This is a genomic window from Sphingopyxis flava, assembly GCF_900168005.1.
Lineage (GTDB): Bacteria > Pseudomonadota > Alphaproteobacteria > Sphingomonadales > Sphingomonadaceae > Sphingopyxis > Sphingopyxis flava.
The window spans coordinates 40,631-54,282 of the sequence record NZ_FUYP01000020.1; the positions used below are offsets into that span (position 1 = coordinate 40,631).

Sequence of the window (13,652 nt, forward strand, 5' to 3'; positions counted from 1 at the left end):
CCACGATGACCGCGGCGCATCCTCCCGACAGCCAGCACCAGGGATTCCTGGCCCTGCTTCCCGCCGCGATGCGGCCCTATGCTTTGCTCGCGCGCTTCGATCGCCCGATCGGCTGGTGGCTCCTCTATTGGCCCTGCGCCTGGGGGCTTGCACTCGGCGGCGGTGCGCAGAGCCACTGGCCGCTCTTCTTCTGGATGCTCCTTGGCGCGATTGTCATGCGCGGCGCTGGCTGCGTCTATAACGACATCGTGGACCGCAACCTCGACGCAAAGGTTGCGCGAACCGCGTCGCGTCCGGTTGCGAGCGGAGCGGTGTCGGTCCGAAATGCGCTCTTGTGGACGCTCTTGCTGTCGCTTGTCGGACTGGTTGTGCTGCTGCAACTGCCCCGGCCTGCGCAGATCGTCGCAGTTATGAGCCTTGCGCTGGTCGCCGCCTACCCCTTCATGAAGCGGATCACCTGGTGGCCCCAGGCGTGGCTGGGCCTGGTGTTCAGCTGGGGTGCGCTGGTCGGCTGGATTGCAGTCGGCGGGGGCGATGGTCTCGCGCTTCCATTGCTCTACGCGGGATCAATCGCGTGGGTGATCGGCTATGATACCATCTACGCGCTGCAGGATATCGAAGATGACGCGCTCGTCGGTGTGAAGTCGAGTGCACGCGCGATGGGAACGCAGGTACGCTCCGGGGTCGCGCTTTGCTACGCGACTGCGCTGCTCTTGTGGGCAGGGGCGCTGTGGAGTGTGCGTCCCGACCCGCTTGTGTTCGTCGCGCTGGTGCCCACTGCGCTGCACCTGACGGGGCAGGTCGCGACGCTCGAGCCCGCGAGCGGCGCCGACGCACTGGCAAAATTCCGCAGCAACCGCTTCGCAGGGCTGCTCATATTCGCCGCGATGCTGGTGGTGGGAAGCGCAGGCTAGCCTATTCGGCCGCGAGCAATTCCTCAGCGCCGCCGAGGTCGACCGAGACAAGCCGGCTGACGCCCCTTTCGATCATCGTTACCCCGAACAAGCGGTGCATGCGCGCCATCGTCACCGCATTGTGCGTGACAATGAGGTAGCGGGTGTTGGTCTCGCGGCTCATTCGGTCGAGGAGGTCGCAGAAACGCTCGATATTCGCATCGTCAAGCGGCGCATCAACCTCGTCGAGGACACAGATCGGCGCCGGGTTTGTAAGGAAGAGGCCAAAGATCAGTGCCACCGCGGTCAGCGCCTGTTCGCCGCCTGAAAGCAGGGTGAGCGTGCCAAGGCGCTTGCCGGGCGGCTGCGCCATGATTTCGAGACCGGCCTCGAGCGGATCGTCGGAATCGACGAGTTCGAGATGCGCCTGTCCACCGTTGAACAATGTGGTGAAAAGGCGCTGGAAATGGGCGTTCACCGCCTCGAATGCAGCGAGGAGACGGACGCGGCCTTCGCGGTTCAGATTGCCGATCGAACCGCGAAGGCGATTCACTGCCTGCTGCAGTTCCTCGATTTCCGCGGCATTTTTCTCGCGTTCGATATCGAGTTCTGCAAGCTCGTCTGCCGCCACCAGATTGACCGGACCCAGCCGCTCGCGATCGGCGATCAGCCGGTCGTGCTGAGCCGATTCGGCCCCCGCATCCCCGACGCTGTCGCTCTCGAAACCCGCCTTTTGGGGCAAGAGCGGGGGGGGACATTCGAAGCGCTCGCCTGACAGTCGGCCCATTTCGACGCGGCGGAGTTCGGCGTTCTCGGACCGCGCGACCGCCCCGGCGCGGGTCTCGCGCGCCGTGGCGACGCGCTCGCGAATGGTGGTGAGCGCGGTCTCGGCTTCGCGCAGTGCCGCTTCGGCCTCGCGCTCGCGCAACTCGGCTTCGGCGACCTTCTCGCGCAGCGCCGACTGCTGTGCCTCGGCGGCATCGCGGTCGGCGGCAAGCTTGCCGGGAAGGCTGGCAAGCTTTTCGGCCTCGGTCGCGAGCGCGCCTGCACGCTTGTCCATGTCGGCGACGCGGCGCGCGGCCTCGCCTGCGCGGGCCTTCCAGCTCTTGATCTCGGCGCTGACGACTGCCTGACGTTCGCTGAGCGCTGCGAGCGCGCGGTCATGGTCGGCAAGCGCTCCCTGCGCCGCGTTGGCGTCGCTTCGTGCCCGTTCGGCATCGGCCTCGGCGCCGTCGAGGGCAGCACGAGCGATCGTCTCGTCGGGGAGCGCTGCGAGCGCCGCCTCATGCGCTGCGAGCTGCTCTTCCGCCTCCTTGGCGGCCGCCGCGATCTCGGCGAGGCGACCAGCGAACAAGGCGGCAGCATCGCGGTGGCGGTCGAGCGCCGCCTGTGCCTGATCCGCCGCGCGCAGCGCGCCGCGCCGCGCCTCATCAGCGTCGGCGAGCGCCTTGCGCGCCGCCGCTGCCGCCTCGGTGCGCGCTGCGAGCGTCGCGGCGGCCCTCTCGCGCCGGGTGCGCAGTTCCTCGACGCCAAGTTCGACCTCCGGCCGCTGCGCGGCGAGGGCATCGAGGCGGTTCTGCCGCTGCAACCGTTCGCTCGCGGTCGCGCCGTCGCCGCGGGTCACGAAGCCGTCCCAGCGGCGCATCACGCCGCCCAGCGTCACGAGACGCTGGCCGACGGCGAGCGGCTGACCCGTGTCGCCTTCGGCGACCGCAACCTGGGAAAGACGGCGCGCGAGCGCCGGCGGTGCATCGACGAACTCGGCGAGCGCGCGAGTGCCCGTTGCAAGGAGCGGATCATTTTTGCTGGCATCGGCACCGCGCCAACTGCGCGCCGCATCGGCGTCGGTCCCGGCGTCGAGATCGTCGCCCAGCGCGGCGGCGAGCGCGGCTTCGTAACCCGGCTTCACCTTGATCCGGTCGAGAATCCGGTCGGCGTCGCTGCGCGCGGCGGCGAGCGCGCGCTGCAGCGTTTCGGCCTCGCCTTCAAGCGCAGCGAGCGCGGCGCGTGCCTCGGCAAGACCGGCGTCGACCGCTGCGAGGTCGGTGGTGGCAGCTTCGCGGTCCGCCTCGGCCTCGGCGAGCGCGGTTTCGGCTTCTGCGATCGCGGCCTCGGCGCGCGCGGCGGCGCGCGCGCGCTCCTCGACGTCCGCGGCAAGCGCAGCGCTTTCCCCGAGGGCCGCGACGTCAGCCTCGACGCGCGCGCCTTCGCTCGCAATCCGCCGCACTGCCGCTTCGGCGCTGTCACGGGCGCCCAGCGCGACGCGCCGGTCAGCGGCCTCGCTCGCGGCCTTGGCGCGCGCCTGCGCGAGCGCGACCTCGGCATCGCGCAGCCGCGCCTGCGCAGCCTGATGCGCCTCGACGAGCGCGGCCTTGCCGGCGTCGTGCGCGGCGATGCGCTGCGCGAGGTCCTTGCTCTCGGCATCGAGCGCGGTCAGGGCATCGTGCGCGTCGCGCGCGAGTTCGCCCTCGCGCTCGCGGTCATCGGCGAGCCGCGCCTGCTGCGCCGTCAGATCGTCGATCCTCTGGCGCGCCGCGCGTTCCTCGCCGGCCAGGCGAACCTGCGTCGCGGTCGCCTCGGCGAGGGCATCGCGCTGGGCTTGCGCGTCGGCGCGTGCAGATCCTACCCGTGTCGCGACCTCGGTCTGCGCGCGCGACAGCGTTTCCAGCTCCTCCTGCGCCGCCCTCACCGCCGCTTCGGCGGCGTCGGCATCGCGGCGCGCCTGATCGGCGGCGGCGGCGGCGTCGCGCCAACGCGCGTAGATCAGCCGTGCTTCGGCGCCGCGGATCTCGTCGCTCAGCTTGCGATAACGTTCAGCAGCGCGAGCCTGGCGGCGGAGCGCGTTTGCGCGCACCTCCATGTCTGCGACGATCTCCGACAGACGCGAAAGATTTGTCTCGGTGGCGCGCAGCTTCTGCTCGGCGTCCTTGCGGCGCACGTGGAGACCGGCGATACCCGCAGCCTCTTCCAGCATCGCGCGGCGATCGGTCGGCTTGGCGGCGATAACGTTGGCAATCTTGCCCTGACTGACGAGCGCAGGGCTGTGCGCGCCGGTCGCTGCATCGGCAAAGATAAGCGCGACGTCCTTTGCGCGCACGTCGCGGCCATTGGCACGATAGGCGCTACCCGCGCCGCGTTCGATGCGGCGAATGATCTCGAGCTCGCGCCCCTCGCTCGCGTCGGAGAGACCGGCGACAAGCGCGCCTTCGGTATCGCAATGGATCGCAACCTCGGCAAAGTCGCGTGCCGGGCGCGACGAGGTGCCGGCGAAGATCACATCTTCCATGCCGCCGCCGCGCATCGACTTGGGACTCGATTCGCCCATCACCCAGCGAATCGCTTCCAGAAGGTTCGACTTGCCGCAGCCATTGGGGCCAACGACGCCCGTCAGCCCGGGCTCGATGCGCAATTCGGTGGGTTCGACGAAGCTTTTGAATCCCGTCAGGCGCAGCCGCTTTATCTGCACGAAGAGCTCCCGTGCAGATCACCGAATTGCAGGCTGTGCAACGATTGCGTCACATATCCCCCTAAAGCGCCGTCATGCCGTGCAGGCGGGGGAGTCGCAAGGGGCTTGAGACGGGAAAGCCCCCTCCCCGTGCGGGGAGGGAAGAGCGGTCAGCGCGCACCCATGATGCGCAGGCGGTCGCGAAGCAGGGGCCAGGAGGTGATGCCCTCGGCGACCTGGCCGTTGATCACGAAGGTTGGCGTACCCTGAAGGTTGTACTGCTGCTGCGCGGCGCTCGTGCTGTCCTCCAGCTTCTTGATGCCATCGAGGTTGGCAAGGCAGGCGTTCACCTGTTCACCGGTCATGCCGCGCGACTGGAAGAACGCGTCGAGCTTCACGGCCTTGGCGATCTGCTGGAAACGCACCGCAGGCGCCGATTTCATCGCCGCCTCGAAGCCTTGCGGATTGGCCTGTGCGGCTTCGAAAATCTGCGCCTGCGAGGCGAAGGTGCTTTGAGTCAAAGGAAAATAGCGTTCGGGCGGCGCGCAATGGGTGATTGCGGCAGCGGTGAGGTCGACGCCGTCGCGCACAAAGTTGCGCAGTTCGAGGCTGACGCGGCCCGTGTCGATGAAGTCGCGCTTCAGTTCGTCATGGCTCTCCGCCGCGAAATCGGCGCAGTGCGGGCAGGTCAGCGACGCGAATTCGATGATTTTGATCGGCGCATCGGGGTTGCCCATCACATGCCCGCCCTCGGGGCTGACGGCCACCACGTCGGACCAGCTCTTGCCTTCAGGAGCAGCGACCTTTGCGATCACCTCCTGTTCCTTGGCTGGGTCGGTCTTGCTGTCGCCGCAAGCGGCGAGCGCGAAGGCGCCGAGCGAGGCGAGGAGCGCAATGCGCAGCGTGGGCAAGGTCTTGGGCACGGTCTTCTCCGTCTGATTGTATTGGGGTTGTCTTACTTCTGCTTGAGCGCGGCGTCGAGGATCGGTTTGAGATCGGCCCAGTGGCCGACTTCGACCCTGCGGCCGTTGACGAAAAAGGTCGGCGTCCCCTCAACCTTGTCGGCGTTCGCCCCGATGGTGGTCATCCCCATCAGCTCGGCCTCGGCGACCCCGCTCGCGAGGCAGCTATTGAGCTGCGTAGGCGTATAGCCGCGCGCGCGCATCAGCACGTCGAGCCCGGTGTCGGCGGCCATCCGCCGCGTCCGCTCGCCAAGCGAGCCTTGATACCACGGCGCCTGCTGCGCCTGCGTCATCTTCGCTGCCTTGCCGAGCCATGCAGCCTGCGCGGCGAAGATCGCCTGGTGATCGGCGGCGAACGCCTTGGGTCCGCCGCAGCGCGCGAGCATCGCCGCGGTCATGTCGAGCGGATCGCGAATGAGGTTGCGATATTCAAACAGGACAAGCCCCGTGTCGATATATTGGGTCTTGAGAGGAACTCCCGCTTCCTTTGCAAATTCGGCGCAATGCGAGCAGGTGTAGCTGAAATATTCGACCAGCTTCACCTTCGCCTGCGGATTGCCGATGCTATAGGCGCCGATCCCACTTTCGGTGACCGTTGCCGACCAGCGCGGGCCCGTGGGTTTGGCCGGCGCGGCACCGACAAGCAGCGCAAGCGCGGCGGCGGAGAGCGCTGCGACGGCGGCGCGGCGGGGCAGCGATGCGATGGCAATAGCGAACATGGTCGAGCCGGTCTTTCTATCAACTGATCCGCGGCAGCTTTGGCGGCGCGGCGAGCCCCGCGGCCATGCGTTCGAGCACGGTTCGAAGCTCGGGATCGCCGATGTCGCGAAGACTGTCCCCCAGTTCGGCGGGTACGGGCTTCAGCATTGCGGGCGGCTGAACGGGCGCCCGCGGCACTATTTGGCCATGCGTCATGCGCACCTGCGCGATGGCGGCATATCCAAAGAAGCGATTGACGGCGGAGATGATGTCGGGCGCGACATGCTGGAGCATCGGCGCATGCGCACCGCTGATCGTCAGGTGGAGGGTGCCGCCCGCCTTCTGCCCGGCAGGAAAGCGAATCATCGCAGGCTGGGTAACGTCGGCCAGCTTTGCGCCGACGATCTCGCGCCAGCGGCTGACCACCGACGACTGGATAAAGCCGAATTTCCGAAACGCGGTGCGTCCAATTTCGGGGACGAGGTCGGAAATCGCGCGAGCCTCGCCGCCGCGCGGTCGCTCATAGGGGCGCGCGGTCGCCTTCGCCTTTGCGCTCCTTTTCGCCTTCGCCGCCTTGGCGGGGGGGCCTTCGCTGCCAGCATTCGCCATGGGCGCCGCCATGCCACAGTCGGGGGGTGAGCGTCCAGATGAGGCGGAAGAAGGAAGGCCCAGAAAAAGCGAATAGGCCACCGGTGCGTCGCGCCGCCCCCCGAAAAATCGCTTTCCTAGATTGGACCCCCGTGCCAGCCTCGCGGCATGACTCCCCCGCTCCCCCCGGTTTCGCTTGCGCCTCTTCTTCAGCCCTCGTGCCCGCATTTGGCGAGGGATATTATGGCACCGGCCGTGCGGGACCAGTTTGGCACCTGCGAGCGCACGGCAGGCGACGGCGATAATGCGCACCCGGGCAGGGCCGATCCGCACGCGTGCTGGGTGGGTCTGCTCGTTGAAGGGCGGAGCTACGGGCGATGACCAATGGCGCCGCATCCGCGGCGCGCGACTTCGCGCATCGCTTGCTCGCCTGGTATGATCGCGCGGCACGGCGCCTGCCGTGGCGCGTGCCACCGGGTAGCAGCGCGATGCCCGATCCCTATCGCGTCTGGATGGCGGAGATCATGCTCCAGCAGACAACGGTCGCCGCGGTCGCAGGCTACTTCGAGCGCTTTACCGCGCGCTGGCCCACCGTGGCCGATTTGGCAGCCGCCGACGATGCTGACGTCATGGCGGCGTGGGCGGGGCTCGGCTATTATGCCCGGGCGCGCAATCTGCTCGCCTGCGCGCGTGCCGTTGTAACTGAGCATCGCGGGCGGTTTCCCGAGACCGAGGCCGGCCTTCGCGCGCTGCCCGGGGTCGGCGATTATACCGCCGCCGCGGTTGCAGCGATTGCCTTTGGCCGTCCGGCGGTGGTGGTCGATGCCAATATCGAGCGCGTGATCGCGCGCCACAGGCTCATCGAAACCCCGCTCCCCGCTGCAAAGCGCGAGATCAAGGCCGCACTCGCGCCGCTGGTGCCGGACGATCGTCCGGGCGACTTCGCCCAAGGCCTGATGGACCTCGGCGCGACCATCTGCACGCCGCGAAGCCCTGCCTGCTCGCTCTGCCCGGTGATGGACGATTGCCGCGCGCGTAGCTGCGCCGACCTCGAACGGCTGCCGGTAAAGCCGCCGAAAAAGGCTAAGCCGCAGCGTTACGGCGTTGCGCATTGGATCGAGCGCGACGAGCGCATCTGGCTCATTCGGCGCCCGGCCAAGGGTATGCTAGGCGGAATGCGCGCGCTCCCGGGCGGAGAATGGTGCGCGACGCCGCCTCCCGAGTCGGGCATTGCGCGGGTCGACCATAGCTTTACCCATTTCGACTTGCGCCTCACCCTGGTGCGCGGCGAATGGCCAGACGAAGCCACCGATGCCGCAGCGGAAGGCGAATGGTGGCCGCTCTCGGCGCTTGACGCGGCGGGCTTGCCGACGCTCTATCGCAAGCTGATCGACAGGCTGCGGGAGGTGAAGGAATGAACATGATGGTGACGCGCCGCGCGCTGCTCGGCGGAATGGCTCTGAGCGGCGCCGCCGCGCTCCTGCCCGCAACGGCGTGGGGCTTTCGGGCTGACGGGGCGAGCCTCTATCCTGCGACCAATGCCTTCATAAAGGGCTTCGTCGACCGCCGCGAGCTTGCGAGCACGCTCGCCTGCGTCGGCAAGGGGCAGGAGGAGGCGCTGAGTTTCGGCTACGGCACGCAGGCGATGGATTCGGCCAGACCGGTAGGCCCCGACACGCTGTGGCGGCTCTATTCGATGACCAAGCCTGTTACCGCGATTGCGGCGATGCTGTTGATCGAGGACGGCAAGATGGGACTTGACCAGCCGATCGCCGACTTCCTCCCCGCCTTCAAGGCAATGAAGGTGCAGAATGTGCCCGACGGATCAATCACCGAGGTGCATCCGGCGAAAACGCAGATCACCGTTCGCCACCTTCTTACCCACACCGCTGGGCTCGGCTACAACATCATCCAGAAGGGGCCGATCAAGGCGGCCTATGACGCCGCGGGCATCGTGGGCGGCCAGGTGAGCCGCCTGCCGATCCCCGGCCTCGCGCCCGTCACCGCGGCGCCCAGCCTTGCCGCCTTTGCCGACCGGCTTGCTGAACTTCCCTTGGTCTACGAACCCGGCACGCGCTGGAGCTATTCGGTCAGCCTCGACCTTACAGGGCGGCTGGTCGAGGTCGTGTCGGGCCAGCCCTTCGACGCCTTCCTCAAGACGCGCATCTTCGATCCGCTCGGCATGAAGAGCACTTGGTTCCAGGTGCCAGCGAGCGAGGTGCATCGGCTGACAACCAACTATGCGCCGGTCGGGGGTATACTGATCCCGATGGATCCCGCGACGAGCTCGATCTACCTCGACAAGCCGCCCTATCCATTCGGCGGCGGTGGGCTGGTATCGAGCGCGCGCGACTATGACCGCTTCCTTGCAATGCTGCTTGGCGAAGGCGAGACTGGCGGTGTGCGTATCATGAAGACGGAAACCGCGCGGCTGGCGATGTCGAACCTCATCGATGACGCGGTCGACCGCAAGGGCACCTTCATCGAGGGTGAAGGTTTCGGCGCCGGTGGGCGCGTGTCGCTCCCGACCTCGGCTACCGGCGAGGGGCTTTACGGATGGGCGGGCGCGGCGGGTACGGTCGGGTTCGTCGACCGCGTGCGGGGTTACCGTGTTGGCGGCTACACCCAATATATGCCCTCCGACGCCCTCCCCTTCCAGTCCGGCTTTGCCAAGGCCTTCTATCAGGATGCATTGCGCTGATGGTCATGCCGCTCGGATTCACAGGGGCGAGGCTCGATCGCGCCGACCAGGTGCGCGTCGATGCGGAACGCTTTGCAGCCGCAATGGCGGATCCGCGCGCCTTGTGCCTTGTACTTGACGGTATTGATCCGATTCCCGGCGAGCGCGGGGGCCTTCGATGGGAGCCCTTCGATCTTGCCGATGATCGGGCGGTGATCCTGCTCGGCATCGACGAAGCCGGGGTCCCGCATTTCGTGCGCGAGCCCGGGCCCGGGCAGCGCATCGATGCGCGCTCGCGCACCGTGATGCGGCTGCTGCCGCTCCTGTCGGCCGAGGAAGCGGCGCTCTATGGCGGCGCGCGCAGCCTCGTCGACTGGCACGCGCGGCACCGCTTCTGCGCGGTTTGCGGCGCGCCGACCTCCCTGTTCCGGGGCGGTTGGGGGCGGCAATGCAGGACCTGCGGGGCCGAGCATTTCCCCCGCGTCGACCCGGTTGTGATCATGCTTGCCGAGTTTGAAGAGCGCGTGCTCGTCGGCCGCCAGCCGGGCTTTCAACCCGGTTTCTTCTCCGCGCTCGCCGGTTTTGTGGAGCCGGGCGAGTCGCTCGAAGAAGCGGTTGCCCGCGAATTGTTCGAAGAAGCGGGGATTCGTGTGACCGACGTCTCCTATGTCGCAAGCCAGCCCTGGCCCTTCCCTTCCTCGCTGATGATCGGTTGCCGCGCCCGCGCGCTGGGCCCTGCGCTGACGCTCGACACGACCGAGATCGAGGCTGCGATGTGGGTCGATCGCGTGGAGGTCCGCGCAGCGCTCGCGGGGGACATGGGCGCCCCCTTCATAGCCCCGCCCCCGCTCGCCATTGCGCGGCATCTGCTGGAGGATTGGGCAGGGTAGGGCCGGTCACGTCAAGGCCGGCACCAGCCGCGCGCGCGGAGCTTCGCGAAGCCTTCTCTTTCTTCCATTCTCGTCAGGAGGAAGGCCTTTCGGAACGCTCAGGGCGAACAGGCCTCAAAAGAGGGGCGCCTAAAGCCGCCGGCCGGTGATCCGGCTGATTTCCTTTGCCACCATCGACTCGACCATGGCCGGCAAATGGGTGTCGAGCCATTGTTTGAGCATCGGGCGCAGCGCCTCCAGCACCACTTCTTCGACGGTGCGGCCACCCGGGGCGGGCGCGGCGGGGGCGGGCGCAGCGGGAGCGGGCGCAGTGATTGCGGCGCTCAGCGCGCTGAGCGACTGGCGTGCGGCGTCGGCGCTTTCGGAAGAAACGAGCTCTTCGTCGGTCACCGCGGCCGCGGCCGCGGCGTCATCGGCTTCTTCCTCGGCGAGGTCGAGGATGTCGTCGGCGGGGCTGGGCGCGCGCGCGGATCCGGGCGCCTCGTCCCGCGCGATCACGCGCCGGATCGACGACAAAATATCCTCCATCGACGGTTCTCGCGACAGGTCGCCCATATATGTCCCTTCCGGCGCGCCCCTCACGGGCGGTTAACCATCTCTTACCGGGCGGGGAGGAACCTTGCCAAGCCCTATTGTTGGAGCGCGGGGTCAACCGGGCCGATCAGGGGATTGGTGCCCTCGGGCACGCTGGCATCGGCTGCGGCGACGTTGCGCGTGTCGGTTGCCTGCTGCTGCGGCGCAGGATCGTCGGCCCAATCCCAGATCTGGCCCTTCACGCGCGCATAATTGGCGGCGGGATCATAGAGCGGGCCTCCCTCGATGCCGAGGTCGCGTGCCTCCGCCTTGCCCATCGCTGCGAGAACAGAGAAGGCGGCAACATAGCTATTGCGCTTCGCCGAGACGAGCTGGACCTGTGTGTTGAGATATTCCTGCTCGGCGTTGAGGATGTCGAGGATCGAGCGCGTGCCGACACTGTTCTCTGCACGCACACCCTCAAGCGACAGCGCATTGGCGCTCACCGCCTGCTGCGTCGCTGCAATCACGCGCTCGTTCGCCTGCCACGCGGCATAGGCGCCGCGGGTCTGGGCAATGACGTCGCGTTCGGTCGCTACATAGGTCTCGATCGCTTGGCTCGAGCGCGACTGCGCCTGGCGGACCTGTGCCGAAGGACGTCCCCCCTGGAAGACCGGGATGGTCAGTGAGACGCCCGCCGCCGCGCTCGACGTTTCCTGCGACACGCCGACGCCGGGAACCCCGCTCGACAGCGAGCCGAGGAAATTGTTGTAGCCGCCGCCGAGCGTCGCCGACAATTTGGGCGCCCGGCTGGCTTTCGCGGTGCCGATGTCGGCGCGCGATGCGTTGACCAGCTGATTCGCCGCCTCGATGTCAGGGTTATTGGCGAGCGCAATCGCGACCGCATCCTCCGCGGTCGCCGGCAGGTTCGGGAGCGGCGGAGGCGGCTGAAGGTCGACCGGTGCCTCGCCGACAAGCCGGATATAGGCCTCGCGGCTGGCGATGAGATTCGCCTCGGCGGTGCGCAAATCGCCCTCGGCAAGCGCGAGGCGCGCCTCCGACTGAGCAACATCGGTGCGCGTCAGGTCACCGATTTCGAATCGGTCGCTCGTCGCCTGCAAATTGGTCCGCAGGACGGAGACATTGTTCTGGTTGAGCTGGACGATCGCCATGTCGCGCAGCACGTCCATATAAGCGCCGACGACCTGCGCGAAGACGCTCGCCTCGGTTGCGCGTAGATCAGCCTGGCCCGCCTCGACGCGATATTTGGCTGCCCTCACCGCATTGCGGACCGCGCCGCCCTGATAGATGGGGACCGATAGCTGCGCGCCGGCACTGACGGAGCGCGCGGGCGACGAGAAGCTGTTGCCCGGGATAACGATATTCTCGGTATAGTCGGTGCTCGTGCCGATGCTCGGGAGGCCGAAGCTCTTCTCGATGGGCACATTTTCGTCGTTCGCCCGCTGACCCGCACGGGCAGCGGTCAGCGTCGGATTATTCTCATATGCCTTTGCGAGCGCCCCCTGCAGCGTTTCGGCCTTGGCGGCAGAGGCCATCATCAGAGCGCTGACCGCCAGGCCGGCGAGCCAGCGGCTGCGGGGCAATCTGTGGTCTGGATCGTGCATGATCGTTTCAGCCTGATGAAATGGGAGAGAAAGTTTTTTAGAACCGGAACCCGGCAGGCGCCTCGAAGCCGGGCAAGGGCGCAACGTCCATGTCGGCAAAGGGGCGCAGCGCGACGATACCGCCCGCCTTGACGCCCTGAACCAGGCGGACAACCGCACCTTCGCGCCGGGCCGCGACGAGCTTGCCGCCTTCGGCAAGTTGATCGGCGATCGCATCGGGCAGAATCTCGATTGCGCCGTCGATGATGATGCGGTCGAACGGGGCGCCATCGGGGACTCCGGCCGAAAGCGGGCCTTCGATCCAGCGGATGGCATCCGAAGCCGTCGCTTTGCGTCCCGCTGCGATCAGTGCGGCATCCTCTTCGAGCGCGTGAACTTCCGCGCCGAGGCGGGCGAGCAGGGCCGCGCCATAGCCTGTCGCGGCGCCGATGAGCAGAACGCGGGCGCCGGGGCGAATCGCTGCCTCGACGAGCATCCGGCCGGTGACGAGCGGAGCATTCAGGTAGCGCCCGCCGCCAAGGTCGATCGCGCGGTCTATATAGGCGACGCTCGCGAGCGCTGCGGGCACATGCGCCTCGCGCGGCTCCGCGGCCATTGCAGCCACGACGGCGGGGTCAATGACGTCGTTGGTCCGAAGCTGGCTGTCGATCATCGCCGAGCGCATCTCGGCCGCGCTGATATCGCTCAATTGGGTTGCCATGCCTGCCATCCGATTCCTGGAGTTTCAACCTCGCGGCGCAGCTCTAGCCGAAGCTGTGCTGTATTGCAATAGTAATACAGCCATGCTGCCCGCACCGCCGCCGCGCATAGCGGCGCGGAAGAACGCCGCCAACCCCGGATCGCGATAATCGCGGCGGGTCAGGCGAATCCTTGACAAGGCGGCGAAAGGCCCCCACTAGCGCAACCCGTCCAACACCCGGCCGTCCGCTCGTGCGGCAACGGCAGTTCGGCGCGAGGCCCGATGGCGGAGTGGTGACGCAGCGGACTGCAAATCCGTATACGCCGGTTCGATTCCGGCTCGGGCCTCCAGTACCCTGTCAGCAGATGCGTGCTGATGGTTGAAAAAACCGGCTCTTCCCCGTGAACGGGGGATGAGGGTGGATCAGACCCGATTGATGACGCCATTCCAACCGCAAAGAGCGAGCACGCGCAAGCGGTAGTTGTGAAAGTTTCGGAAGCCGAACGCGCGGCGCGAGATCATCTCCATCTTTGTGTGAAAGCCCTCGGTGATTCCATTGTTCCTGGAAAAGCGCCACATGCGGGCGACGGGCTCGAGCCAGCTGGTCAGGGTATCGGCGAGGGACTTGAGGGGGCTGGCGGCGAACTGATCGATCAGCCTGAGCAGGTCGGGGATAAG

Annotated in this window: 12 protein-coding genes and 1 tRNA gene; 5 read left to right on the forward strand and 8 right to left on the reverse strand. The window is 67.3% G+C overall.

The window, feature by feature from the left end; all coding sequences use genetic code 11:
• Positions 1-5 precede the first annotated feature (5 nt).
• Positions 6-914: a 4-hydroxybenzoate octaprenyltransferase gene (gene ubiA, locus B5X69_RS14870; RefSeq protein WP_079639489.1), complete on the forward strand. Its 909-nt coding sequence runs from the start codon at positions 6-8 to the stop codon at positions 912-914.
• Position 915: 1 nt separating this feature from the next.
• Here the strand turns inward: ubiA and smc are convergent, their stop codons facing one another.
• The 4 genes from smc to B5X69_RS14890 form a co-directional block, all read right to left on the reverse strand.
• A complete protein-coding gene (gene smc / locus B5X69_RS14875) occupies positions 916-4,359 on the reverse strand; it encodes a chromosome segregation protein SMC (protein ID WP_079639490.1) in 3,444 nt (1,147 codons plus the stop codon).
• Between the two features lie 149 nt (positions 4,360-4,508).
• Positions 4,509-5,261: a thioredoxin domain-containing protein gene (locus B5X69_RS14880; RefSeq protein ID WP_245798759.1), complete on the reverse strand. Its 753-nt coding sequence runs from the start codon at positions 5,259-5,261 to the stop codon at positions 4,509-4,511.
• 32 nt (positions 5,262-5,293) lie between these two features.
• Positions 5,294-6,019 (reverse strand): thioredoxin domain-containing protein, encoded by a 726-nt coding sequence (locus B5X69_RS14885; protein ID WP_079639491.1) that lies wholly within the window; start codon positions 6,017-6,019, stop codon positions 5,294-5,296.
• A 19-nt stretch (positions 6,020-6,038) separates the two neighbouring features.
• Positions 6,039-6,608 (reverse strand): DUF721 domain-containing protein, encoded by a 570-nt coding sequence (locus B5X69_RS14890; RefSeq protein WP_079639513.1) that lies wholly within the window; start codon positions 6,606-6,608, stop codon positions 6,039-6,041.
• Between the two features lie 356 nt (positions 6,609-6,964).
• Here B5X69_RS14890 and B5X69_RS14895 point away from each other — a divergent pair, with 356 nt between their 5' ends.
• The 3 genes from B5X69_RS14895 to nudC are packed head-to-tail and all read left to right on the forward strand — an operon-like array spanning position 6,965 to position 10,157.
• Entirely contained in the window at positions 6,965-8,005 is a 1,041-nt protein-coding gene (locus B5X69_RS14895) for an A/G-specific adenine glycosylase (protein WP_079639492.1), read from the forward strand.
• Between the two features lie 5 nt (positions 8,006-8,010).
• Complete coding sequence (locus tag B5X69_RS14900; protein WP_245798760.1) at positions 8,011-9,288, forward strand: serine hydrolase domain-containing protein; 1,278 nt, start codon at positions 8,011-8,013, stop codon at positions 9,286-9,288.
• The gene (gene nudC, locus B5X69_RS14905) at positions 9,288-10,157 is read left to right on the forward strand and encodes an NAD(+) diphosphatase (protein ID WP_079639494.1); all 870 of its coding nucleotides are present in this window, start codon (positions 9,288-9,290) and stop codon (positions 10,155-10,157) included. Before B5X69_RS14900 ends, nudC begins: the two co-directional genes overlap by 1 nt.
• 129 nt (positions 10,158-10,286) lie before the next feature.
• On the opposite strand, the gene B5X69_RS14910 is transcribed toward nudC, so the two are convergent.
• The 3 genes from B5X69_RS14910 to B5X69_RS14920 all read right to left on the reverse strand — a co-directional run bounded on the left by B5X69_RS14910 (position 10,287) and on the right by B5X69_RS14920 (position 12,995).
• The gene (locus tag B5X69_RS14910; RefSeq protein WP_079639495.1) at positions 10,287-10,712 is read right to left on the reverse strand and encodes a DUF2497 domain-containing protein; all 426 of its coding nucleotides are present in this window, start codon (positions 10,710-10,712) and stop codon (positions 10,287-10,289) included.
• Between the two features lie 74 nt (positions 10,713-10,786).
• Positions 10,787-12,295: a TolC family outer membrane protein gene (locus tag B5X69_RS14915; RefSeq protein WP_079639496.1), complete on the reverse strand. Its 1,509-nt coding sequence runs from the start codon at positions 12,293-12,295 to the stop codon at positions 10,787-10,789.
• A 37-nt stretch (positions 12,296-12,332) separates the two neighbouring features.
• Entirely contained in the window at positions 12,333-12,995 is a 663-nt protein-coding gene (locus B5X69_RS14920; protein ID WP_079639514.1) for a protein-L-isoaspartate O-methyltransferase family protein, read from the reverse strand.
• A gap of 255 nt (positions 12,996-13,250) precedes the next feature.
• On the opposite strand from B5X69_RS14920, the gene B5X69_RS14925 reads away from it, so the two are divergent.
• Positions 13,251-13,324 (forward strand) — tRNA-Cys (locus B5X69_RS14925).
• A 73-nt stretch (positions 13,325-13,397) separates the two neighbouring features.
• Here the strand turns inward: B5X69_RS14925 and B5X69_RS14930 are convergent.
• A partial coding sequence (locus B5X69_RS14930) for a transposase (RefSeq protein WP_217699080.1) occupies positions 13,398-13,652 on the reverse strand: 255 nt, incomplete at its 5' end.